This window comes from Pseudodesulfovibrio sediminis (genome assembly GCF_020886695.1).
In the GTDB taxonomy this organism is placed as follows: domain Bacteria; phylum Desulfobacterota; class Desulfovibrionia; order Desulfovibrionales; family Desulfovibrionaceae; genus Pseudodesulfovibrio; species Pseudodesulfovibrio sediminis.
Genome location: NZ_AP024485.1, coordinates 1122038 through 1145448, shown reverse-complemented (window position 1 = coordinate 1145448; position 23411 = coordinate 1122038). Strand labels below are relative to the sequence as shown.

Below are 23411 nucleotides of genomic sequence, written 5' to 3'. Positions count from 1 at the left end.
ACGGAAGATAACCGTTTGTGCGCGTAATTGACGCCGGGAGTTTTTGTCCGGCATTTCAAGGAGCTTTAAATGTCCAATATAGTGGTTTTCGGTTCCCAGTGGGGAGACGAAGGGAAAGGTAAAATTGTTGATATGCTGGCTGAAAAGTCGGACGCCATTGTCCGTTTTCAGGGTGGCAACAATGCAGGGCATACCCTGGTCGTTGATGGAGAACAGTGCATCCTGCATCTGATCCCCTCAGGTGTACTGCACCCCGGCAAGAAATGTCTTATCGGCAACGGCGTTGTTCTGGACCCCGTGGTCTTCTGCGAAGAACTGGACAAGCTCGCTGCCAAGGGCATCGACGTGTCATCTTCACGCATGATGATCAGCAAGAAGACGCATATCATCATGCCGTATCATCGTCTCATGGACTCGGCCCGCGAGACGTCCAAGTCCGATGACGGAAAGATCGGTACAACCGGTCGCGGCATCGGTCCCTGTTATGAAGACAAGATGAACCGGTGCGGTATCCGCGCAGGTGATTTCACCGACCCGGCGCTGCTCAAGAGCAAGATTGCCAAGGCGCTCGAAGAGAAAAACGTTCTCTTCAAGCATCTGTATGGCGCAGAGCCCATGGACGCGGAAGCCGTGTATGCTGAAATCCTGCCCGTTGCGGAACGTCTCGTCGAATACCTCGGCGATGTCTCTTCTGCCATTCAGGAAGCCGACGTCGTTCTTTTCGAAGGCGCACAGGGCACGCATCTGGATATTGATCATGGCACGTATCCGTTCGTGACCTCCTCCAATACGGTGACTGCCAATGCCGCTTCCGGCGCAGGCTGTTCTCCTCGCGAGCTGGATCGTATCATCGCCATCGTCAAGGCGTACACCACCCGTGTGGGCAGCGGCCCGTTTGCCACGGAACTTTTCGATGCCGACGGAGACTACCTCCAGGCACAAGGCCATGAATTCGGAGCTACCACCGGGCGTAAGCGTCGCTGTGGCTGGCTCGATCTGGTTGTGCTCAGGGAGTCCGCTCGTCTCAATGGTCCCACCGAGCTGGCCATCACCAAGCTCGACGTGCTTTCCGGCCTCAAGGAGATCAAGCTCTGTACCGCATACGAGTACAAGGGCGAGACCATCTCTTACCCGCCGCAGGAGCAGAACGGCATGGCCTATGTCGCGCCGGTCTACGAGACCATGCCTGGCTGGGATGAAGATATCACCACCGCTCGCAGCTGGGATGAACTCCCTGCCAACGCTGTGGCATACCTGAAGCGGATCGAAGAGATCACCGGCGTCAAGATCGGTATCGTCTCTGTCGGCCCTGATCGGGTACAGACCTTTTAAGTGGGAGAAGCTCGATGACATTGAACGGTGATCCGCTGGCCGCCCTGGCAGGGCAGGAGCATGCGGTACAACGACTCAATGCCATTGCGCACGACCCTCCACAATCCATTGTTATTGAAGGGGGCGATGCGGAATCCCGCGTCGCTCTCTCTCTGTATTGGGCCATGCGGCTCAACTGCGTGTCCGGACACGCCAAGCACCATGGCCCGTGCGGTCAATGTCCGGCCTGCAAGCAGATCATGGATCTTGCCTTCAACGATCTCCTCTTTTTTGATGGCCGTGAAGGGCTGATCAAGGTGGAACCGGTGCGCCAGTTGCGTAGCACCTGGGGACAGCCGCCCAACGGTGACGGGTATCGTGTGACCATTTTTGCCGAGGCCCAGATGTTCATGACCGAGGCGGCAAACGCCTTGCTCAAATCTCTTGAGGAGCCGCGGCCGGGTAATGTCTTTGTCCTTGCCGCTCCGCAGCGCGAGCGGTTGCTGGAGACGCTGGTGTCCCGATCGTGGGTGGTCACTCTGGCATGGCCCGACAAGCGGGAGAATGAGCCGGAGATATCCGAATGGACCACGGCTCTGGTCACTTTCTGGCAGACCAAACGGGGCTGGTTCGAGCGGACGTCCACCAAGGGGGCGGTCAACAAGGACCTCGCCATGCAGGTGGTGCTCGGCATGCAGCGCGAGTTGCGTGAGACCCTGTCCGGGTCCGGCCTTACGCCCTTGTCAGTCAGGCTGGCTCAACAGCATGATCCGGTCTTTTTGCGTCGTCTGGGCCTTGTTCTTGATGAGGCTCAGAACGCCCTGAATACGCAGGTGCCCGTGAATCCGGCCATGGTGCTGGATTGGGTCGCCACGCGCATGGTGTGATCCATGCGTATTGTTCCATACGATCAACACGATCCAAGTGAGATCATTGATCTGATTACGACTATTCAGATTGATGAATTCGGTGTGGCTACATCGGCTGAAAAGCAACCTGACCTGCGTGACATTCCGTATTTCTATCAACAGGGTGCCGGGAGTTTCTGGTTGGCCTTCGTAGATGGCGAGCTGGCTGGCACCATCGCCCTCAAGGACGTGGGGGGCGGAGTCTGCGCCCTGCGAAAGATGTTTGTGAAAAAGGCGTATCGGGGCAAGGAACGGGGAATTGCCGCAGCGCTCATGGCCACGTTGCTTGACTGGGCAGGTTCCAAGGGTGTCCGGGAGATCTATCTTGGCACTGTGGATGTCTATCACGCAGCACATCGTTTTTATGAAAAGAGCGGCTTCATGGAGGTGACGCTGGATCAGGTGCCGGACACCGTGCCGCTCATGGATGTGGATCTGAAATACTATTGTTACCGATTCTAAATTTTCATGTAAAAAACCGCCCGCCCCAGTATACTGGGGCGGGCGGTTTTTTTGTGTCTGTTAGTTGAGTTATACCTTTTTGCCTATGAAGCGGACCAGCGCGGCACAAGCCAGCGTGCCGATGGGCAGGGTCACATAGACCGGCATGCCGAGTCCTGCCGGAATGTATCCGGCGAAGATGGAAACAAGGGCAACGGGTACGGCATAGAAGAGCTGTGTGCGGACGTGTTCGATATGGTCACAGCTCGACCCCATGGAGGACAGGATGGTGGTATCCGAGATGGGAGAACAGTGGTCACCGAAGATGGCTCCGGTGAGGACTGAACCCACGTTGAGGATAACGAAGTTCGGGTCCGGGTTCATGGCAAAGGAGAGGGGGATGGCCAGCGGCATGAGGATACCCATGGTGCCGTAGGATGTTCCGGTCGCAAACGAGATGATGGAGCCGAGGATGAAGATGATGGTCGGCAGCAGGAAGGCGGGCAGTGCGTCGGACAAAATGGACACCAGATATGTGGCGGTCCCGAGCTCTTTCATGATGCCGGACAGGGACCACGCCAACAGCAGGATGACCGCTGTGATGTTCATGGATTTGACGCCGGTGACAAATGTTTCGATGGCATCCTTGATGGGCATGACTTTCTTGATTACGGCCATGAAGATGGCAACCAGGCTGGCGATGAGAGCGGCCTGGAACAGGACCACGGAAGCGTCTGAGGCCCCGAAGCACGTGCGCATGGAGGTGAAGCTGAGTGGGGACGCGTTGATGGCGGCCAGTACCGTTTCATCGTCAATGGCACTGTAGCCGTTGAAATAGAAACCGAGGAACGCCGCGACGATCAAGGTGCCGATGGGCAGGATCGCGGACCAGACGGATGGGACAACGTGGGCTGCCGGTTTCAGGCTGGTGGATTCTTCGGCAGCCATGGGCACGGCGTCATCCCCAATAACCTTTCCGGTCGTGCGGGCACGGACTTCCGCTTTGTGCATGGGGCCGAATTCGCGCATGAACCAGATGGTGAAGAGGATGAAGACAAGGATGAATATGTTGTAAAAGCGGAACGGGATGGTCTCGACAAACACGCCATACGCATTGGCCTGTATGCCGATCACCTGGTAGCTGTCCCGGATCAGGCCGACTTCATAGGCGACCCAGGTGGAAATGAGCGCGATACCTGCAATGGGGGCAGCGGTCGCGTCAATGATGAACGCGAGTTTTTCGCGGGATACATGCAGTTTGTCCGTGACGGGGCGCATGATGGGACCGACGGTGAGGGAGTTGGCGTAGTCGTCGAAGAAAATGAACAACCCCATGAGCCAGGTGGCGAACTGCGAGGAGCGTGGAGTTTTTGCCCATTTGGACAGGGCTTCGGCAATCGCCTGTGCACCACCCATTTTTGAGACCAGCGCAATCAGACCGCCGATAGCCAGGACCTGAAGCACGATACCGGCATTCCAGGTGTCGGCCAGGGAGGCGAGAATCTCCGTGGACATGCGCAGGAATCCGGCAATAAAGGCGTGGTAGATGTCTATTCCCTTGAGGTCGAGCATGAAACAGCCGGAGAAGACTCCGAGAAAGAGCGAAAGGACAACGTTCTTGCTTGCAAAGGCAAGGATGATGGCAATCATGGGTGGAATCAGGGTCAGCATGCCGAATGACGCAGCGTTGTTCGCTGCTTTGGACGAGTCGGCAGCCAGAGCGGGGTCGACCAGCAAGGTCATGGCCGCCAGGCATAAGAGGGTGAATACAATATGTCTTCTCATAGTGGGTCCTTTCACTAAATGTAGTTTGGCAGATAAAAAGTCCGCAATAATAGGGCTAGTGCGAATAAAATTCAATCAGCACGCGAGGCGGGGATAGACTATATATGAGGTAATGTCGACAGCAGGGCGAGAATAGATGCTGTTTATGAAGGTTTTTTGATCGAATTTGTCGGAATCGTGGCTATTTTTTGGCTGATTGGCATAAAAATGAGCTTTCCGCCTCCACACGACAGATGCGCGTTGTGAAGGATACATACCATTTTCCCCGCCCTTCATTTTGGGCGTGGATATGGTCGGGGTGCTGCCTCCACGCACGGATGGCCTCCAGGCTGTCCCAGTAGGAGACGGTGATCCCGACATCTTTGCGGGCAGACTCTACCCCGAGAAATCCGGGCATGGTTGATGCGAGTTCAAGCATGCGGTTGGCGGTGTCACTGTATCCATCGTCATGAATGGTTCTCATAGACGTGAAAATGACTGCATAATAGGGCGGTGTGGGAGTGTGTGCGATCATGGGTTATCCGAGGCTGATCCTTCTGCATTGGGAGCCTCTGGGGATGAACAGCCCCAATGCTATTGCATCGGTGATGGGTTGATCCAGTTTCTGGGTCAGAAATTGTGTGGCGTTGGCTTCAAGCATCTGGCCGGGACGCTGAAAGCTACGACAGAACATCTCTCCCCAGTTGGTCGCATAAATGACGGTGGCCTCTTCAATGCGGTTGATATCGTGTGGACTGGTCAGGTTGAGAATGAAAAAGGCCCGGGTAATCCGTTCCGATTTCAGGCCGTCATTGATATCCCGTTCAAATGTGCGTTCAAAGGGAAAGAAGTCATGGAGTGTGGCCATGACTTTTTGCAGGTCTGCCACTGAAATGGGAGCGATGCTCCTGTCTGCCTGAAGCAGGCTCTTGGGATGATATATCCGGTTGGCAAGAAGCCAGGAGAGGATGTGGATCGGGTCGTGCGTCCGGTGGAGCATCTGCATGGCCTCGGCAGACTGTTTGGCTTCAATGGATGAGCCGCCGCGGACGGTCCAGATGGTGGGCTTGCCCGTGGATTTCACCGTGGAGAAATGCAGGATCGGAAAGGTACTCCCCTTGGCATCCATGAATGGCACTCGCATGACCTTGTGCTTCTTTTTGGAAAAGTTCGCGCCAATGCGTCTGCCCATGCGGGTCAAATCTTCCGAGTTGATGTGTGCCTTGGTTGCGCCTTTGGTGGACAGCCCGGATTGGATGCGCTGATACGTGTCTACCATATATTGACGGACGCTGGCTCCCATCATCAGTGATTTTTCAAAAGGCCATGCCCGGTTGGACCCGGTTATGCGATCCGGCTCCACATACCCTGAACCGAAGAGCACCGAGATGAGACTGTCGTCCTCGGCCCGTGTGGGCAGGTTCATGAAAAACGGTATCTCGGACAGGTTGGCCTTGAGTCGGAATGATTCCTTGAGCAGGGCCGCCGTATTGGTCTGTTTCCGTCGCAGATAATAGGTGTGCAGGGTGGAAAACAGGGCCGTATACGGGTCGGTGTCGAGCTTTCCTCGCCTGTTGCTTACGAGATTTTTCTTGATGCGGTCACACAGTGACAGGGCTGAAGCTCCCGGTGCGGCATATGTCTCAAGCAGGCCGAGTTTGAGCACGGACTTGAACGGCGCGCGCATGGCTTTGACAATCTGCCATAGTGAGCCTCCGAAGTATTCGTCCGGTGGCACCGGGGCGAGATAACCGAAATCCTCCAGGCGCGGTTTACCGGACATGGGGTATCGCCTGGAAGCATGGATGCAGTTCTCATATCCTTTTTTGCTCGTCCCTGCCGGAGCGATCCACCAGGCGATATTTTTCCCGGCCAGCTTGAGGGCCGTGCGATAAAATTCCTCCTTGAGGAGCAGAGCCTGGGCCGATCCGGAACTTTCTTCATCGCCAGACAGGAACCGGTTGTCTCGCACATCGTCCATGCGCATAGGGTAGAAGTGCGCTTCCAACCTGAACTCGCTCTCCGCCCACAGGCCCAGTGCTTCCAGCTTTCGTCTGAGGCCTTTTTCCTGATTGATGGTCAGGTCGCCGTCGTAGCAGACCCAGCAGTCGATGTCTGATTGAGGCGTTTGTGCCACGGTACCCAGGCTTCCCATTGCGTAGACCGCCAGAATGCGGACATCCGGGCTCGTATCCCGATGCAGGGGCGCGTCGAAGTACCGCCGGGCAAGTTCCAGCGGAGTCAGACAGGATTCATACCCCCAGACTCGACATGAAGGGATCTCCTCAAGGCCGAACCGGTGCTCGAATATGGAAGTGTCCAGCAGGAGGGGGAGAATGCGAAGAAAGATGTGCTGATCGCGGTCCATGGTCTGGATGGCCCGGGCGAGGCGCGTGCGGTTGTTGTCGAGCATGCGTCGCTCTCGCCGCATGAACGTCAATTCGCGGGACCACATTGCCAGCGTTTTCTGAGCCTGGAACGGATCGGTCTGTTTTGTCCTGGGAGTAGCACCGGCCTCGGCATCGCGGGCAAACAAGGTCATTTGTCGTATGCGGTTGGCTAGGAGTAGCGGATGGGAGACGTCGGAATTCTTGACGATAGAGCGGGTCACCGTGCTCTTGGGGAATTCAACGCCTTGCATGGTGCAACCACGGATGTAGATGGCGTGGAGCACGGATTCCAGAAACTCGACTCCATGAAAATCGGTGCATACAAACTCGGCGAAGGAAAAATCAATTGCCGTGAATCGTGTGGTGCGCAGACGGCAGTTGTGGAAAGCGCATCCAGCCAGAGATGACAAAGTGAACTCGGTCATGTTCATGGATACGGCGTGCACTGCCGTGTCGCCGAATGAACACCCCCGCAGTCTGCATTCATCAAAGGAACTGTCAGCCAGGGTCGCATCGGTGAATGTGCAATCGGTAAAGGTACATTTCGTGAACTGGATGTTGGAAAAAGTGGAACCGCTGAAGTCCACACCGGAAAATGTCGTCCCGGTGCAGACGCAGTCGTTGAAGCGTGTGTCCGTCAATGTACTTGTACTGATTTTGGTGCGCAGGAAGGTCGTTTTGCTGAAAAGGGATGCGGTCAGGTTCAGGTTGACGAAGGCGCGACCATCCAGATCGTCCTCGATGACCTTGGAACCGGGTAATTCCATGTCGCGTATGTTGCGGAATTTCGGCAGTAGGACTTCCAGTGTTTTGGGTTTATTCTTGAAAATGCGGGAGAGAAGTCCGGCCTGTGATGGTGTGGTGGCTTTCTGCTTTTCAACGGCAGCGGCGTGGGGCTGCGTTTTTTTGAACGAACGGGAGGAATTGCTTTTGCAAATGTCATGGCGACTGATGTTGCGCGTAAAGTCCGGTGCGATGAATTCGAGGATAGACAGCGATTCCAGGTGGGCGTCCATTCTGTCTTCTTCTGGTAACGAACGAATGTACTGGGCATAGCCCACATCGCCCAGCAGAGGGCTTCGCGCGATCGCTGTCTGTTTCAGGCCGGGCATCTTTGTTCGGACCGAAGCGAGTAACTTGCCGGCCTGATGGTGCCCCTGGGCGATAATGGCATCCAGGCACGCTCCGGCCAGACCATTTGATGCGTTGGAAAGCTGTTTGAGGAGCATGGTCAGGATGGTCTTGTTGCCCGCTTCGCCGACCGCTGCAATCGTCCGCAAAACCCGTGCGTTTGGTATGATGCGTTTGGTCTCTATGGATTTGGCCAAAATCTCTGCATAGTGTGCATCACCGAGCGCGTTGATGATGCGGCAGAGGTCCTGAAGCTCCTGCCCGCTGGTACCATTGGCTATGCGCGTATTTACCCATTTGCCGAACAACCCGTTCGTGAGGGCTTGCTTGACCGGGAAGGCCAGGGGTTCACCCCGTTCTCCCAATGAGGCGACAAAGGGAGCCAGTTCTACAGGATCGCTTGCCACAAGCGGTTGGAGCAGACTTTCAAGCCAGATCAGGGTTTCCCTGTCATTATTGCCGGGATAATTCAGCAGCATTTCATGGGCCAGTGCGAGTCGATCCGGCGCAGGCCATGCGCTGACAGCGAGGTCCAGTTTGTGCAGAGGGACCGATTTACTGGTGATGAACCGGGAACTGAGAATACGGCCGAACCGCCCTGAGTGAACCATGGCGTGAAGACAGTGCTGGACTGTGCGTATGTCGGAACTGCGGTCTGCTATGGCATGAAGGCTGCGGACTATTTCGGCAAAAGGTGCGGCGTCTGGGCGAAGCACCCTGGTGGATTGGGTACACCAGTCGATAAATTCCAGAGTCAATCCGTCGATGGTTGGAGTGTTATTCAACACCGACCGTGTCGGGAATTCTCGAATGCGTGCCGCAATGGTGCGTATGTTTGCCAGTGGTAAGCCCATTCTTTTAGTGCCGCCTTTGGATGATCTTATTTTATTACAGTTATTTGGGTATGAAGTCAAAGGGAGTTGATGGGGGTGGCTCGCCGTTGTGTCTGCTGAGGATTTTCGTGTCTGGTTTCAGGCCGAAAATGGCAGACACAATGTGCTGGAACCGCGCCCAAACACTCGTTTAAATCCCAAAAACACTTTGACTCATTTATTACAATGGCCTATCGTCGCCGACTATTACTGATCAATATGAATTTCAGCATCAATCAACACTTCAGGAAAGAAAAATTATGTATACACTGCGTACTCTTCCGGGAGATGACGTTCGCCAGATCATGTGGCGTTTTGCCGAACGTTTCGACCTTCAGATGTCGGTCCAGTCCGCGCGTTCCATAGCCCGGTCCACGGTTGCAAAACTGGTGGCCGAAGGCGCTCGCAATACGCATGAATGGACTGAGCAGAAAGGCGAACTCCTGACCGCTTTTGACCAGTCAGGTCTGACCGCGCTCTTCATGGACCCCCATCAGGGTGGTTTTATCGAAGGTCCCAAGAATCTCGCACTGGCTCTGGTCGCGTTCGAGCTGGCCTGGGTTGATGCCGGTGCCGCCACCAGTTCTTTGGCTTCCTGCCTGGCGCTGGCACCCATTCACGAGAAGGGCACCACCGAGCAGCGTGACAAATATATGTCCAAATGTGTGCCGCCCCAGCCCGGTGATGACCGCGAAATCTGGCGTGGCGCTTTCGCATTGACCGAACCGTTGCCGTATATCGGCGTGGACACCGGCGTGCTGTGCGGCAAGGCCACCGTGGCCGACTGGAATGAAGGCGACGAGCCCATGCTCCAGGTCGACAAGCGTGGCCGTTTCATCACCAACATGGACTTTGCCAACTTCGTGACTGCTGCCGTCGAATCCAATGACGATCGCATCAAGGGCACGTTCATGATCATCCTTGAAGAAGGCGACGAAGGCACGTTTGACCGTGGAGCCCCCACGCTCAAGATGGTGCACCAGCTTTCCTCCACCCGCGACCCCGTGTTGAACCTCAAGGTTCCCGCTTCTCGCATTATTGGCGGATACGACGTGGTCGACGGTGTCATTGTTCCCAAATACAATCATTCCGAGATTATCGGCGCGGTCTTCCACCGTACCCGTATCCCGGTCGGCCTGATGACCTCTGCCAAGCTGCTCTCGGCCGTGGAGCCTGTCGTCAGATACCATCGCAATCGTTTCCGCGGCGGCGACGCTGCCAAGGAAGGATCCCCCCGTTTTGACAAGGGACTCCAGATCAACGAAGACGCACTCCAGCGCCTTATTGATGTCTGGGCCTCTGGTGAAGCAGGGTGCTCCCTGGCCTTTGCCGCTGCCCGTCTGGCTGATCAGTTCGATCCCATCGAAAAGGCCAAGGAAGCCCATTTCGAAGCAGAAGGCGTGACCTCTGTGCGCAAGCAGATGGGCGTCCTGCGCAAGCTCAAGGATCAGGTCTGCGAATACATCGACCTCGTGCACACCCCTGAAGCCCAGCGCGATCAGGCCCGCTTTGCGGAGCTGGATGCGGACACCCTGACCAAATACGCCTACATGGAAGCCCTTGCCGGCGTCCTCAATCCGGGCGTGAAACTCTGGAACACCGGTGAAGGCGCCAACAAGATGCGCGAAGCCGTGGCTTTGGTCGGCGGATACGGCATCACCGAAGACTGCCCCGGTTTCCTCATGCAGAAGTGGAGCGACTGCCAGCTTGAGGCCACGTATGAAGGCCCCGAAGCGGTACAGCGTCGTCATCTGACCATGACCATGACCAGTGACGTGTTCCAGCACATCATGGACAACTGGGTCAGCCAGATGCGTGCTGCGGGCAAGAACGTGCCCGGTCTCGGCGGCTATGTCCTCGCTGCGGCCATGGAGCTGTGGCAGTGGACGCTCGGCCATCTCCAGACCGCCAAGGACGACGACGGCCGCAAGCTGTATCACAACAAGCGGCAGGGCGTGACCTTCCCCATGGCCGATGCGCTGGGTTGGCTGCTCGGACCGTACTTCCTGGCCACTGATGTCATGGAGCTTATTGAGAAAGGTCCCATGTCTCCGACGCTGGCCGAAGGTCTCGACGACCTGACCGGATTCTACAAAGACATGTGTCATGTCCAGGCTGCCCGCGCTGCCGGTGAAGTGGCCCGTATCTGTACCGAACTGGTCTATGGTTACAACCTGTGCATGTGCCCGACCCCGGATGGCGGCATTGCAGAGAAGTGCGAGCCGGAGTCCAAGTCCAATGACGAATGCGCTCCTGACGGTACGCTCGGCGATCAGTCCAAGTGTTCCCGTGAAGACCTCATCCGTTTCCGCGAACTCAAGGCGACCATCGACATGTGTATGTCCGGTTCCCGCCTGGCCAAGGATCGCGCAGGCAAGGCCATGGCGGATGTCATGATCCCCGAGGCCCTGGATTACCCCATTGGTTAACAATTCCATGCGGGGGAGGAACAGCGTTCCTTCCCCGTTTTTCATATTTCCCGAGAGTATTACCATCCCCGGAGGCAATAATGAGTGACGAGACTCCCCGCGCTGAGATGGAAACCGATATCGTCTGTGTCGGTTTCGGACCGGCTGCCGGTGGCTTTCTGACCACCTTGACCCGCGGCCTGATGAATGAGGACGGCACTCCTGTGGCCGAGAGCAAGGCCATGCCGGGCATGCCCCCGCAGGTCATTTGCTATGAGCGGGCCGATGACATCGGTTTTGGTGTTTCCGGTGTGGTCACCAAGGGCCGGGCCATCAAGGCCAGCTTCCCTGATCTCGATCTTTCCCAGATTCCCATGGCGCACGAAGTCACCAACGAGAAAATCCTGTTTCTCAAGGACCCGGTCGGCGCCAGCCGTCGTCCCGGCCTGTTCAAGCTGGCGGATACCGTTCTTGGCAAGTGGATGGAGGATGACGCCTACGAACTGCCCTATGTCCCCGCTTTTCTCGAAAAACACCCCGGCATGATCTTTTCCATCGGCCAGCTCAACCAGTGGGTTGGCGGCAACCTGATGGGCACCGGCATGGCGCAGATCTGGCCCGGCTCGCCGGTTGCCGAACCGCTCATGGAGGGCGAGGCCGTCAAGGGCGTGCGCATGGTTGATCAGGGTGTAGAGAAAGACGGCACTCCCGGTGCCGGTTTCATGCCCGGCATGGATATGAAAGCCGCACTCACTGTTGTGGCGGATGGTCCTGTTGGTCCAGTGGGCCAGCATCTGGACCGCGAACTCGGTCTGCCCGAGGGCAACCATCAGCGCGAATGGGCCGTGGGTATGAAGTGCGTGGTCGACCTGCCGGAAGACTGCGACTGGGAGCCGGGTACCGTGCTCCACACCATCGGCTATCCCGAACCTGAAATTTTCGGTTTCCTCTATGTGTATCCCGGCAATGTGGCCTCGCTCGGCATTTTCGTGCCGTCATGGTTCGACAGCCCGGTTCGCACCGCATACCGCTACATGCAGCACTGGATGATGCACCCCTATTTGTGGAAGCGGCTTCAGGGTGGCACCATGCGTTCTTGGGGCGCAAAATCCTTGCAGGAGTCCGGCAAGCGCGGCGAGCCTTTCCTGTGTGGCGATGGCTTTGCCCGTATCGGCGAAGGCTCCGGTTCCACCAACGTGCTCACTGGTTCCGGTGTGGACGAAGCGTGGGCCACGGGCGTGCAGCTCGGTGAGTCCGTGCTGGAATTGCTCAAGGACGGCAAGGCGTTTTCCAAGGAAAATCTTGAAGCGACCTATGTTGCCAAACGCCGCGCCTCCTGGGTGGAGGAAGAGGCCAAGGTGGCAGAAAAATCCCGCGATGGGTTTACCAAGGGCGTTATCCCCGGTTTCATGGGCATGGGCTTGACCGGCCTGACCAAGGGATTGATTAATATGCCCGGCAAGGCGCTCAAGCCGCAGGACCGTATTCCCACTGTGGAAGAGTATTACAAAGGCTACATTCAGGAGGGCGAGATTCAGAAGATCCGTACCGAATGTGCCAAGAACGGTGTCAGCCTGCACGACGCCCTCATGGACCGCGTGGGCTGGCCTGAGATTCCGCTGGACGGCACGTTGCTGGTGTCACATCAGGACGCGCTGCTCATGGGCGGCAAGGTGCAGGCCAATCCCGGCTATGCGGACCACGTCACTTTTGCCGATCCTGATTTTTGCAAAGGGTGTCGTGAAAAGGTTTGTATCGAGGCGTGTTCCGGTCAGGCCATTTACACCAATCCCGAGGGTGGCACACCGCTTTTCGATCGGGAGAAATGTGTGCACTGCGGCGCATGCATGTGGAACTGCAGCAAGTCCAACCCCCGCGACAATGAACGGACCAACGTCAAGTTCAGAGGTGGTTCCGGCGGGCTGCATTCTGCCGAGAATTGATATATGACCAAGCCGGCTCTTTTATAGAGATTGAAGAAAACGGGCGAGGCGAAATATCGCAACGCCCAACGAATTGGCGACATGAGAAATACGAGTGTCGTCGAATACATCAAGGAGATAATGAATGGGCAATGAATTCCACATCGTGGTTTGCGGTTCCATCGTACCGGACCCGCTCCAGACGCTCGCACCCCAGGACGGTCCCAATGGTCCGATCCTGCAAAATGAAATGATGCTGCCTGCCGTGCTCGACCCGTGGGCCGGTCACGCACTCTATGAGGCCGCTGATCTGGCCGCCAAGAATCCCGGAAGTCAGGTCTGGCTGGTCAGCCTCGGTCCCAAGGCCAAGCTCCAGCAGGTCATGATGGCCGTGTCCCAGAAAGCCCCGTTCCAACTGGTCGTGGCCGATGGGTCCTCTTCCGGTTTTGAGGACAGCTATGAGACCGCAAAGGTTTTGTCCGACACCATTGACGGCATCGCCGGGCTGGACAAGTCCAAGCTGCTGCTCTTTGGCGGCTGGCAGTCCGCATCCCGTGGCTCCGGCGCGGTCATGCAGATGGTCGGTGAGATGCAGGGTGTCTCCGAACAGTTCCAGGGTGTGGACAAGATCACTGTCGGCGACGACGGTGCCATTGAAGTCCTGGAGCGTGTGGAAGGCGGCTCTTACCAGAAATCAGTCGTGGATGGCGCACCCGCCGTCATGGGCTGGGCCACTGGAGAACTGCCCGAGCCTCCGAACAATCCCCAGATAGGCATGCAGAACATGCAGAAAAATATGCCTGCCCTGCAGCAGGCCAAGCCCGCAGATCTGTCCGGTTCCAGCTTGAGTTTCGCTTCCGTGGAAGTCCCGCAGCAACGCCGCGAGACCCGTATCGTCAAAGATGCTTCCGTGGATGAGATGGCGCAGGAAATCGTTGAATGGATCAAGGGCTAGGGGGAGACGAACATGACAGTATTATTTCTTGCACATACGGAATGTGACGGTACTCTTGCCAAGGTTTCCCTGGAGACCCTGACCGCTGCCAAGGCGCTGGCCGACGGCATGGGCGCTGAGTTGGCCGTTGGGCTGGTCGGTGCCGATGTGGCTGCTGCCGCTGATTCCATTGCGGCCTGTGGCGGTACTTTCTTTGCCGTGACCGGTCCTGCGTATAATGAAGGACTGTATTCGACTGATATCGCTGCTGCCGAGGCCATTGCCAAGGCATGCTCCGCCGAGATTGTCGTGGCTCCGGCCACTTCTCGCTACAGCCGTGCTCTTCCCGGCCTCGCCATTCGTCTGGGTGGCCGCGTGGACACGCATTTGTCCGGCCTCAATGTCGTGGATGGCAAACCTGTTGCCAAGCGGTGGTTTTATCGCCAGCGTATGGAAGGCTCCTTTACTCGTGACGAGCGTCCCTGGGTCCTGACTCTGGATGCCGGTTGCGCCGGTGCGTTCAGTGGTGCCGGCAGCGCAGACGTGACTGCCGTGGACGCAGATATCTCCGGTGTGCGTACCCGCCCCGAGGGCATGATCTGCGTGTCCGAGGATGAGCAGACCATTCGTCCCGATGCCGAGATTCTTCTGGTCACCGGTGCCGGCTGGACCAAGAAGCAGGCTGATGGCGAGGTCCATGTGGCCGAGGCCGAGGATTCCATTCTGCGGTTCCTGTCTGCCACCAAGAGTTCGCTGGGTTCATCCAAGTCCCTGGTGGATATCTCGGGCGAAGGCGGCGCGGTGATTTCCTTTCTGACGCACATGCATCAGGTCGGTCAGACCGGTGCGACACCCCGACATGCCAAGGGCCTTTCAACCTGTTGCCACGGTGAAGAACCCCACGTCGTGGGCTGGCGTTTCATCAACGAGCGCCGTGCCATCAACACCGACGCCGGTTGTGGCTGGGCACAGGGAAAATGTGACGTCCTGTATGTTGGCGATGCCTTTGCCATCATGAAGAAGGTCAACGAGCTGCTCGGTTAATCGACGTAAAAGACTCTCAAGGCCGCGTCCACAATGTGGGCGCGGCTTTTTTTGTTGAAGAGCAAGCGTACATTCATATAGGGTTGGGCCATGAAAACCCCATACCTCATACTCGTGGTCATTGTGTTGGTTGCCAGTGCGTTCCTGTATCTGAATCTTGGCTCGCCGCAACCTGAAGGGTTCGTGAATTTGACTGCAGAAGAGGCCCAGGCCAATCTGAGCGTGGCGCACGACGTGCAGATCATCGATATCCGCACGCCTGCGGAGTACGTTGACGGGCATCTGGAAGGGGCTGTCAACATTGATTTTTATTCCAAGACATTTGTTGATGAATTGAAAAAACTCGACCCTGAAAAACGGTATTTCATCTATTGTCGTACAGGTAATCGCAGCTCCAATGCTCTCCGTAAAATGGACGGTCTCGGTTTTACGCACGTCTGGCATCTCAAGAACGGGATAGTCGATTGGCAGCGTTCCGGGTTGCCCTTGGTCCGCTAGCGCTACTCCATGATTCGCAGGGCGATGTAGGGGACGAGGTTGAACACCAGATAGAGCAGCTTGTAGCCGCCGAGAAAGGCATAGTAGACTGTTTCGTAGGTCTCCCGGTTGATCGGAAAAAATCGTCTTTGGAATGTGTAGATGAAGTCAGGCGCGACCATTTGGATGACGACCGCATACAGGAGCAGTCCGCCGTTGATGATGGAACACCACATGAAGAAGGTTGTCAGTGTCTCGATTGTCATGGCTTTCTCCTTGCTAAAAGGGTGACTGCCTCAGCCATATCATGCGGCGGGGGGTATTAAAAGGTCAGGCTCTTCCATCCTTCCTTGATCATTTTGGTTGTTGGATCTCCAATGTAGACCACGTTGACGCCAAGGGTTTCCAGTGTGTCGACCACGCCGTAGTTTTCTGCGCAGGCGCGGCAGGCCCATACCTCAACGCCGTCTGCCAGCATTTCCCGTATTCTTGATTGGATGTGACTGTTTTCAGCGGTCAGTTGCGCGGACGGCCCCCAGATGATCAGCCTGACTCGGCCCCACCAGAGTCTTTTGAGAGAATTGTGGGCGTACATGAAAGCCAGATTGTCTGCGACCTCGGGGTCGGAAGAACTCCAGATGATGAAAATTGAGTCATTGATCGGGACGTCGGACATGGTTTTGCTCCTGTGGAATTGCCGTGGTTACTGGTGTGCGTAGCATAGGTGAAGAGCACGGGGAGAGGCAAGCCGTGGATATGGACCGTTTGCGCAAAATTATGATATCCGACTATTATGAAAAAGAAAATATTGTGCATGTACTCCGGGGGGGTGGACTCGGTAGGGGTTCTCTATCGGCTGCTCACAGATGATGCGTATGCGGCGTTTGCAATACGTGTACATCATATGCAGCTGATCAATCGTGAAAAGCGGGCCGCTGCCGAAAAACAGGCCGTGAACCAAACGCTGAAGCTGTTTGCCGGGAAGAAATTCCGACCGTTTACCTTCACCCATTGTCTGCATGATTATTCGTTCATGAAGCGGGACATGATCTGGGATATGGATATTGCCAATTTCATGGCCGCCAATATCTGTGCCGGGGATCGTGATATCGTGCATGTGGCCAGAGGACGGACTCGGACCGACCTGAAAACAGGGGGGGAGATGCTGCTCAAGCGCAGTGAGCGGGCCATGAATATTTTCAACGCCATTATCGAACCAAGCAAATCCGAGGCGACCATCATTTATCCGGTCATTGATCTGGACAAGACAGAAATCTGGCAGATGTTGCCCAAACCGTTTCGTGAGGCCAGCTGGTATTGCCGGACACCCATCTATGACAAGGCCGGAAAGGCGTATCCGTGCAATCGGTGTGTCACCTGTCGGGAGATGCGCGAGGTGTACGAGGCGTGCGGGGAGAAACCGCCGGTCCTGCCCAAGGGATTGGTCCCCACGCCCAAGGAAGGAATCCGGGCCGTGGTCAAACGTGTGCAGACTTCACGGGCGACGTTCACGAAGAAGGCCGCGATGAAAAAGGCTTAGCAGCAGCCGGAGTCCATCTCCTTGCCGGTCAGCTGATACAGCCAGACAGAGATGAGGTAGGAGGCGCAGCCCACCCCGGGCGTGACGGTAATCGCCTCCACAGGGCAGTTCTTGGCGCACGCGCCACACTCCATGCAGGCGTTGAAATCCAGAATGACCGCCTTCTTTTCTCTCATCTCCAGAATCCGGTGAGGGCAGACCACGGCACACATGCCGCAGCCGATACAGGTTGCTTCGTCCAGTTTGAGCGTTGCGATGTTATCTATATATCTGAAATCTTTCATAGCAAATTCCTTGAGTGCGTCCTCAAATGAACGGGGCGATAAGCCATCCGATGATCCCCAGGGTTGCTGCGCCTGCCTGGAGCGGAAGGCCTTTGCGCATCTCCGCTTCCACGCCGGACGGTGAGGTGTATGGGGTGGAGCCGGTAAAGTTCATGGCCAGATAGGAGGACACGGCGGTGGTCCACAGGGCGAGGGCGATTGACGCCAGCCAGCCGAGTGAGCCTGCGAAGAACATGACACAGAGAAGGCCTGCCACTGCGCCTGTGAGCACGCCCTTGGGCCAGAACTGACGCCACGGGAGCTGGTTCAGCATGAGCGGGACCACGGCACAGCCAGCCAGAATGCCGAACAGGGTGGCGGTGATGGCGGCCGTGCCCCGGCTCCAGGCTGCTGCCAGCGAGAAGATGTCCGGGCCGATGCCGGAGAGCAGGAAGGCCGCCAGTATGGTCCAGGCCAGCAGTTTCCAAAGCAGGAATATTTCCACCGGGATAAGCACGGCCCGTTCCTTGAGCGGGAAGGTCACCATGCGCATGTCCTGATCGGCCTGATTGCCGTTGGCGAGATACGCAGGGAGATCTTCGGCGCGGATCGGGCCGTATTCGACCTTGAACCCGCATCCTTTTTTGACCATGTGTGCGGTCACGCCAGTGGCTCCCAGTTGAGGCAGCACGAGGTTGCGATGGGCGACCACTTCTCCGAGACGGGCCGCGTTGACGCTCAGGATGATCTCGTGGGTGGAAAAGAGATTCTTGCCCGCTGCACACCACACATTGATGCCACGCGTGTCGACCACCAGAATCCAGGCGTCGATATCGCTCAGTTCCGTACGGACCGCGTCGAATGTCAGTTTGTAGTTGCATGTGACCAGTACAGGGGAGTCCGGGGTGGGGTCGCCCACGCAATACAACCCCGGCACCACCTTGTAATTGGCGCGGGTGAATCCGATCCTGGCTCCGGCCACACCGAGCCAGTCGCTGGCGAGCAGCGATGTGCGGACGCGGGGAATGAAGCCGACAGGCGTGTCAACGAATCCGTCGACATACGGCTCCATGGAATATCCGGGTTTTTCGTGGACCCCGGCACGGGGGTCAGGTTTAGGTCCTCAACAGGGTGCGTCGTCTTCCGCCGGGTCTGGAGGAAAGGCCGGAGCCATTATCTCCAGTGGTTCGAGATTGAGTTCCTTGAGGGTTTTAAAATCGTTCATGCGACTTCCTGTGCATCGGTATCGGCCAGCAGGTTTTCCATGAGGCCGTTGAATTTTGCGAGTTTTTTCCGGTCAACGCAATAGCATGTCTTCGGTCCATCCACTTCTCCACGCACCAGTCCGGTCTCCTTGAGGATCTTCAGATGCTGGCTGACTGTGGACTGCGCCAGAGGCATGATCTCCACGATGCGGCCACAGATACATCCTTCCTCAGCCAGGAGGTGCTTGAGGATGCGGATGCGTGCGGGATGGGATAAGGCCTTGCAGATATCCGCCAGAAACGTTTCGTCAAGCGGTTTTATTGGCTGGTGCATTGATGAGAAGCTCCATGATGTATTAATCGTTGATCGACGATAAACGATGATTTGAGTTGTGTCAATGCGACGCAGGAGCGGTTTGAGCAAGGATCAGCTGGAGGTGTGGCGTCGGTGTTTGCGCATGGTCCACAGGGAATCGGCCGTGTAGACGGCCAGTCCTGTCCAGATCAGGGCAAAGGTGATCAGATGGCTGACCGAGAAAGGCTCGTGATAGACGAAGACCCCGAGACAAAAGGCGATGGTTGGCGCGAGGTATTGCAGCAACCCCAGAGTGGTGAGCTGCAGGCGGCGTGCGCCATAGGCGAAGCCGATAAGCGGAATGGATGTGGCGGCACCGGCCCCGATGAGCAGGAAGTCGATATGCGGCGACACCGTGAAGAGTGCCGAACTCCCTTCCATTTGCAGCTTGATAATATAGCCCAGGGCGATGGGAGCGAGGACCAGTGTCTCGAAAAAGAGGCCGGGCAGGGACTCCACGGCGGCAATCTTGCGCAGCAGCCCGTAAAAGCCGAAGCTGACAGCAAGGACCAGGGATATCCAGGGCAGCTCGCCGTAACTGATCACGGAGTTGACCACACCGAGAGCGGCCAGTCCGATAGCGACCAGTTGCAGTGGCTTGAGGCGTTCCTTGAAAAAGAGGAAGCCGAGCAGCACGTTGACCAGCGGGTTGATGTAATAGCCGAGGCTCGTCTCCAGAACATGGTTGGTGTTCACAGCCCAGATATACAGCAGCCAGTTGGTGCCGATCATGAGACTGCTCAGGATGAGAATGCCCAGGCTTTTTGCCGACTTCATGGGCGCGATTGCCGCGCTCCAGCCTTTCATGAAGGTCAGGACAACGGCGATGAAGGCCAATGACCAGACAATGCGGTGACAGAGTATCTCAAAAGGGTTCACCACGAGAAGCGACTTCCAGTAGATGGGCAGAAGCCCCCACAGGAAAAAGGCTGTCAGCGCGGCAATGAATCCGTATGTCCGTTGTTTCTGGTCGATTTCAGGCATGGTGTTTCTCTCAGAAGCGGAAAACTACGCCTGTCTTTCTCTAAGGTAAAGTCAAAAAGATCAGCAGAGTCCATGAGCGAGAGTGCCCAGTGTGCGCACGCCTTTCTCTACCTCGTCGGTCCACGGTGAGCCGTACGTCAGCCGGATGTAATTGGAGAATTTATCCTGGGTGGAGAAGATGGCTCCGGGGGCGATACCGATATTCTTGGCCCGGGCCTGGAAGAACAGCTCCACGGCATCCACTGTTTTGGGCAACTCCAGCCAGAGCACGGCGCCGCCGGTCGGATGCGTGACCTTGGTGCCCTCCGGGAAAAATCGGCCGAGGTGGAGTTGCATGGTGTCCATCTGGTGCTCAAGGGCGGTCCGCAGTTTTTTCAGGTGACGTTCCATGCGCCCCTGGCGCAGGAATTCGGCAATGGCCATCTGTGCCGGAGCCGATGTGGAGACATTGGTGGTGGCCTTGATCTCAAGCGCTTTCTGCCGGAATCTGCCTGGCAGCATCCAGCCCACCCGGTATCCGGGCGCTATGCTCTTTGAGAAGGAAGAACAAAGCAGAACCAGCCCTTTTTTGTCGAACTGCTTGTATGTTCCCGGTCGTTTGGGAGCGAAGTGGAGGTCTGTGGAGACATCGTCCTCAATGAGCGGGATATCCCGATCGGCCAGCATGGTTACGATCTCCTGTTTGGCATTATCATGCGTCAGGCTGGAATCCGGGTTGTTGAAGTTGGGAGCGAGGACACAGGCCGCCACATCAAAGGTGCGCAGGGCGTGGTCCAAACGGGCGGGGGTCACGCCGTGTTCAGGGTCGGATGGCACTTCTATTGTTCTCAAACCCAGCGTTTCCAACAGTTGCAGGAAACAATAATAGGTGGGGGATTGGATTAGCACTGTATCGCCACGGCGGCACACGGACCGGAGAGAGAGGTAGAGGGCCTCCATGCACCCGGCAGTGATGAGCGGGTCGTTCTGACTTACGGGTATGCCCAGTTCCATGGATCGGTAGGCGATTTGATGGATGAGCCGAGAGTCTCCGGGGATGGGGGCATAACCCATGGCGCGGGCCGGTTCGGAGCGGACCATGGAGGCCGTTATGCGACCCAGCTCCTTGAGCGGGAAAAGATCCTGGCCCGGGGCTACCACATCCAGGGCGACCCTGTCTTCGGCACCCACGGACTCCAGCACGGTCTGGATGAGGCCGATGCGGGTTACCGGGCGCGGTTGTTCCATGGGCGTGGGCGCGGTCTCGGTGCGCGGCAGGCGGGTGGACTTTTGGCAGACAAAAAAGCCGGACCGGGGGCGGGATTCGATGATCGCCTTGCGTTCAAGCTCCATGTACGCCTGATTCACCGTTGAGATGGACACACCGAGGTTGTTGGCCAGTGCGCGCAGTGACGGCAGTTTGCTGCCAAGGCTCAAGGCGCCGGACCGGATCATGGTCATGATGTGCTTTTCAACGGTCTGATAGCGGTAGGTCTCCATCATCCTATTCCTCGGAAAAAACTGTTATGCTTCAAAAAAATGAAAACTGTATCTGTACCGATTACAGTTTTTCCGCTTTACTGCAAGATATGGATTGATCAGATTAACCGGGCCATGACCCGACTACCGCTCAAAGAGAAAACTATCATGACCTCCAATGTGCTCACAGGCGATGAAGCCGCCTCCCCCATGTTGTCCGCATTCAAACAGGTTGCGCCCATTGTCATGGGGTACCTGCCCGTGGGCGCGGCCTATGGCGTTCTGGCTCAACAGGCCGGGCTTTCCATGCTCAACACCGTGCTCATGTCGATTCTGGTCTATGCCGGATCGGCCCAGCTTATCGCAGTGGCGTTGTTCGCTGTCGGTGTCAGCCCGCTCTCGATCATTGCCACCACCTTTGTGGTCAATCTGCGTCATCTGCTCATGAGCGCGTCTCTGGCTCCCAATCTCAAGACATGGAAAAAGTGGGAACTTGCGCTGTTTGCCTATCAGGTCACGGACGAATCCTTTGCCGTTCATTCGACGCGGTTTGCCCGTGGCGACCTGAACAAGACCACCTGTTTCGGCATCAACTATATTGCGCAGGCCTCGTGGGCCGTGGCTTCCTTTGCAGGGTTCATGGCGGGTTCATCCATCCCCGACGTGGAGCCACTGGGCATTGACTACGCGCTTCCGGCCATGTTCATCGCCCTGTTGGTCATGCAGACCAAGAACAAGCTGCATATTCTTGTGGCCGGATTCACCGGATTCGTCTCCATCGCGCTCGTGCAGGCCGGGGCCGATCAATGGAGTGTGATCATCGCCACCGTGGTCGGCGCAACCTTTGGTGCAGGAGTGGAAACATGGGCCAGGAAATAATTTTTCTCACCATCCTCGGCATGCTGGCCGTGACCTATATTCCCCGCATGCTCCCCCTTGTGGCGTTGGCTTCGAAGCGGTTGCCCGAGCCGGTCATCCGTTGGCTCTCCTTTGTGCCGGTGGCCGTGTTGTCGGCCATGCTTTTTCCGTCTCTGCTGCTCAAGGATGCAGCCTTCAATTTTTCGTCGGAGAATTATTTCCTGTGGGCAGCCATCCCGGCTTTTTTACTGGCCTGGCGCATCCGCTCGTTCTTTGGCACTGTGGCACTTGGTATGGGGCTGGTTGCGGCTGGACGGTATTTCTTTGGGTAAGGAGCGGACATGAAGACCATCGGTTTGCTTGGCGGCATGAGCTGGGAATCCACTGTTGGTTATTATCAGGTGATGAATCAGGCGGTCAAAGAGCGCCTCGGCGGGCTGCATTCAGCCAGGATTCTCCTGTTCAGTGTTGATTTTCAGGTGTTGCGCGATTTCATGGTCGACGAGGACTGGGACGCTGTAGCCGCCCATCTGGCCGATGCCGCCCGGACTCTGGAGCAGGGGGGCGCGGACATGATCGTCATTGGCACCAACACCATGCACAAGGTTGCTCCGCAGATTGCGGACGCGGTGTCTGTTCCGGTGGTGCATATCGCCGATGCCACGGCACAGGTGGCCAGGACAGAGGGGTATGCCAAGGTCGGTCTGCTCGGTACCATCTTCACCATGGAAGACGATTTTTATACTCAACGGTTGGAGGAGCAGGGGCTTGAAGTCATCGTGCCCGGAGCCGAGGACCGTAAACTGGTGGACCGGGTAATCTTCGATGAACTCTGCAAGGGCGAGTTGTGTAGCTGTTCCCGCACGGAATACCTACGCATCCTTGATGCCATGGCCGCACAAGGCGCGCAGGCCGTCATCCTCGGCTGCACCGAGATCGGCTTGTTGGTTCGACCGGGAGATACGGATGTCCCCACACTGGATACCTGTAGGATTCATGCCGTGACAGCGGTGGAAGAAGCCCTGAAATAATCCTGCATATCAGCGGAGTTCGGTGGCGTAGGTCGAGGGTGTTTTCCAACCACCTGTTTCCGAAATCACATGCTTGACCCGTTTCTATAACGTGGTATTCCTGACGGGCGCACGG

22 protein-coding genes are annotated in these 23411 nt (G+C 56.8%); 12 read left to right on the top strand and 10 right to left on the bottom strand.

The features are described from left to right. Positions 1-69: 69 nt before the first annotated feature. From SRBAKS_RS05645 to SRBAKS_RS05635, 3 genes are read left to right on the top strand one after another with little or no spacing between them, the layout of a single operon-like run. A complete protein-coding gene (locus SRBAKS_RS05645; RefSeq protein WP_229594658.1) occupies positions 70-1332 on the top strand; it encodes an adenylosuccinate synthase in 1263 nt (420 codons plus the stop codon). Positions 1333-1346: 14 nt separating this feature from the next. Then, positions 1347-2198 (top strand): DNA polymerase III subunit delta', encoded by an 852-nt coding sequence (locus SRBAKS_RS05640; RefSeq protein WP_229594656.1) that lies wholly within the window; start codon positions 1347-1349, stop codon positions 2196-2198. A gap of 3 nt (positions 2199-2201) precedes the next feature. Beyond that, entirely contained in the window at positions 2202-2681 is a 480-nt protein-coding gene (locus SRBAKS_RS05635; RefSeq protein ID WP_229594654.1) for a GNAT family N-acetyltransferase, read from the top strand. 69 nt (positions 2682-2750) lie between these two features. On the opposite strand, the gene SRBAKS_RS05630 is transcribed toward SRBAKS_RS05635, so the two are convergent. The 3 genes from SRBAKS_RS05630 to SRBAKS_RS05620 form a co-directional block, all read right to left on the bottom strand. Further along, positions 2751-4445 carry a Na+/H+ antiporter NhaC family protein gene (locus tag SRBAKS_RS05630; protein WP_229594652.1) on the bottom strand — a complete coding sequence of 565 codons (1695 nt, stop codon included), beginning with the start codon at positions 4443-4445 and terminating at the stop codon, positions 2751-2753. A gap of 181 nt (positions 4446-4626) precedes the next feature. Continuing rightward, positions 4627-4959, bottom strand: coding sequence for an antibiotic biosynthesis monooxygenase family protein (locus SRBAKS_RS05625; protein ID WP_229594650.1), 333 nt, complete (start codon positions 4957-4959; stop codon positions 4627-4629). 3 nt (positions 4960-4962) lie between these two features. After that, the gene (locus SRBAKS_RS05620; protein ID WP_229594648.1) at positions 4963-8799 is read right to left on the bottom strand and encodes a class I adenylate cyclase domain-containing protein; all 3837 of its coding nucleotides are present in this window, start codon (positions 8797-8799) and stop codon (positions 4963-4965) included. A 278-nt stretch (positions 8800-9077) separates the two neighbouring features. Between SRBAKS_RS05620 and SRBAKS_RS05615 the strand changes: the two genes are divergently transcribed. The 5 genes from SRBAKS_RS05615 to SRBAKS_RS05595 all read left to right on the top strand — a co-directional run bounded on the left by SRBAKS_RS05615 (position 9078) and on the right by SRBAKS_RS05595 (position 15623). Beyond that, a complete protein-coding gene (locus SRBAKS_RS05615; protein ID WP_229594646.1) occupies positions 9078-11246 on the top strand; it encodes an acyl-CoA dehydrogenase family protein in 2169 nt (722 codons plus the stop codon). 80 nt (positions 11247-11326) lie between these two features. Continuing rightward, the gene (locus SRBAKS_RS05610; RefSeq protein WP_229594644.1) at positions 11327-13168 is read left to right on the top strand and encodes a 4Fe-4S ferredoxin; all 1842 of its coding nucleotides are present in this window, start codon (positions 11327-11329) and stop codon (positions 13166-13168) included. Positions 13169-13292: 124 nt separating this feature from the next. After that, positions 13293-14102, top strand: coding sequence for an electron transfer flavoprotein subunit beta/FixA family protein (locus SRBAKS_RS05605; RefSeq protein ID WP_229594632.1), 810 nt, complete (start codon positions 13293-13295; stop codon positions 14100-14102). A 12-nt stretch (positions 14103-14114) separates the two neighbouring features. After that, positions 14115-15125: an electron transfer flavoprotein subunit alpha gene (locus tag SRBAKS_RS05600; protein ID WP_229594630.1), complete on the top strand. Its 1011-nt coding sequence runs from the start codon at positions 14115-14117 to the stop codon at positions 15123-15125. A 90-nt stretch (positions 15126-15215) separates the two neighbouring features. Beyond that, a complete protein-coding gene (locus SRBAKS_RS05595) occupies positions 15216-15623 on the top strand; it encodes a rhodanese-like domain-containing protein (protein ID WP_229594628.1) in 408 nt (135 codons plus the stop codon). Between the two features lie 2 nt (positions 15624-15625). On the opposite strand, the gene SRBAKS_RS05590 is transcribed toward SRBAKS_RS05595, so the two are convergent. Both SRBAKS_RS05590 and SRBAKS_RS05585 read right to left on the bottom strand, forming a co-directional pair. Continuing rightward, positions 15626-15868, bottom strand: coding sequence for a DUF6868 family protein (locus SRBAKS_RS05590; RefSeq protein WP_229594626.1), 243 nt, complete (start codon positions 15866-15868; stop codon positions 15626-15628). A gap of 56 nt (positions 15869-15924) precedes the next feature. Next, on the bottom strand, positions 15925-16278 hold the full coding sequence (locus SRBAKS_RS05585; protein ID WP_229594623.1) for a DsrE family protein: 354 nt from the start codon (positions 16276-16278) through the stop codon (positions 15925-15927). A gap of 117 nt (positions 16279-16395) precedes the next feature. Between SRBAKS_RS05585 and SRBAKS_RS05580 the strand changes: the two genes are divergently transcribed. Further along, positions 16396-17142, top strand: a complete 747-nt coding sequence (locus SRBAKS_RS05580; RefSeq protein WP_229594621.1) for an adenine nucleotide alpha hydrolase family protein — start codon at positions 16396-16398, stop codon at positions 17140-17142. Here the strand turns inward: SRBAKS_RS05580 and hgcB are convergent. The 5 genes from hgcB to SRBAKS_RS05555 all read right to left on the bottom strand — a co-directional run bounded on the left by hgcB (position 17139) and on the right by SRBAKS_RS05555 (position 21428). After that, on the bottom strand, positions 17139-17426 hold the full coding sequence (hgcB, locus tag SRBAKS_RS05575) for a mercury methylation ferredoxin HgcB (protein ID WP_229594619.1): 288 nt from the start codon (positions 17424-17426) through the stop codon (positions 17139-17141). The genes SRBAKS_RS05580 and hgcB overlap by 4 nt on opposite strands. 22 nt (positions 17427-17448) lie before the next feature. After that, a complete protein-coding gene (gene hgcA / locus SRBAKS_RS05570; protein ID WP_264175418.1) occupies positions 17449-18630 on the bottom strand; it encodes a mercury methylation corrinoid protein HgcA in 1182 nt (393 codons plus the stop codon). Then, entirely contained in the window at positions 18627-18944 is a 318-nt protein-coding gene (locus SRBAKS_RS05565) for an ArsR/SmtB family transcription factor (protein ID WP_229594606.1), read from the bottom strand. The genes hgcA and SRBAKS_RS05565 overlap by 4 nt, the downstream gene beginning before the upstream one ends. 93 nt (positions 18945-19037) lie before the next feature. Continuing rightward, positions 19038-19949 carry an EamA family transporter RarD gene (gene rarD, locus SRBAKS_RS05560; RefSeq protein WP_229594604.1) on the bottom strand — a complete coding sequence of 304 codons (912 nt, stop codon included), beginning with the start codon at positions 19947-19949 and terminating at the stop codon, positions 19038-19040. A gap of 60 nt (positions 19950-20009) precedes the next feature. After that, on the bottom strand, positions 20010-21428 hold the full coding sequence (locus tag SRBAKS_RS05555) for an aminotransferase-like domain-containing protein (protein WP_229596918.1): 1419 nt from the start codon (positions 21426-21428) through the stop codon (positions 20010-20012). Between the two features lie 147 nt (positions 21429-21575). Here SRBAKS_RS05555 and SRBAKS_RS05550 point away from each other — a divergent pair, with 147 nt between their 5' ends. Genes SRBAKS_RS05550 through SRBAKS_RS05540 form a run of 3 tightly spaced genes read left to right on the top strand, consistent with a single transcriptional unit; the run spans position 21576 to position 23296 of the window. After that, positions 21576-22286, top strand: coding sequence for an AzlC family ABC transporter permease (locus tag SRBAKS_RS05550; protein ID WP_229594602.1), 711 nt, complete (start codon positions 21576-21578; stop codon positions 22284-22286). After that, complete coding sequence (locus SRBAKS_RS05545; protein ID WP_229594600.1) at positions 22271-22597, top strand: AzlD domain-containing protein; 327 nt, start codon at positions 22271-22273, stop codon at positions 22595-22597. Before SRBAKS_RS05550 ends, SRBAKS_RS05545 begins: the two co-directional genes overlap by 16 nt. Positions 22598-22606: 9 nt before the next feature. Continuing rightward, positions 22607-23296, top strand: a complete 690-nt coding sequence (locus SRBAKS_RS05540) for an aspartate/glutamate racemase family protein (protein ID WP_229594598.1) — start codon at positions 22607-22609, stop codon at positions 23294-23296. The last annotated feature ends 115 nt before the right edge of the window (positions 23297-23411 follow it).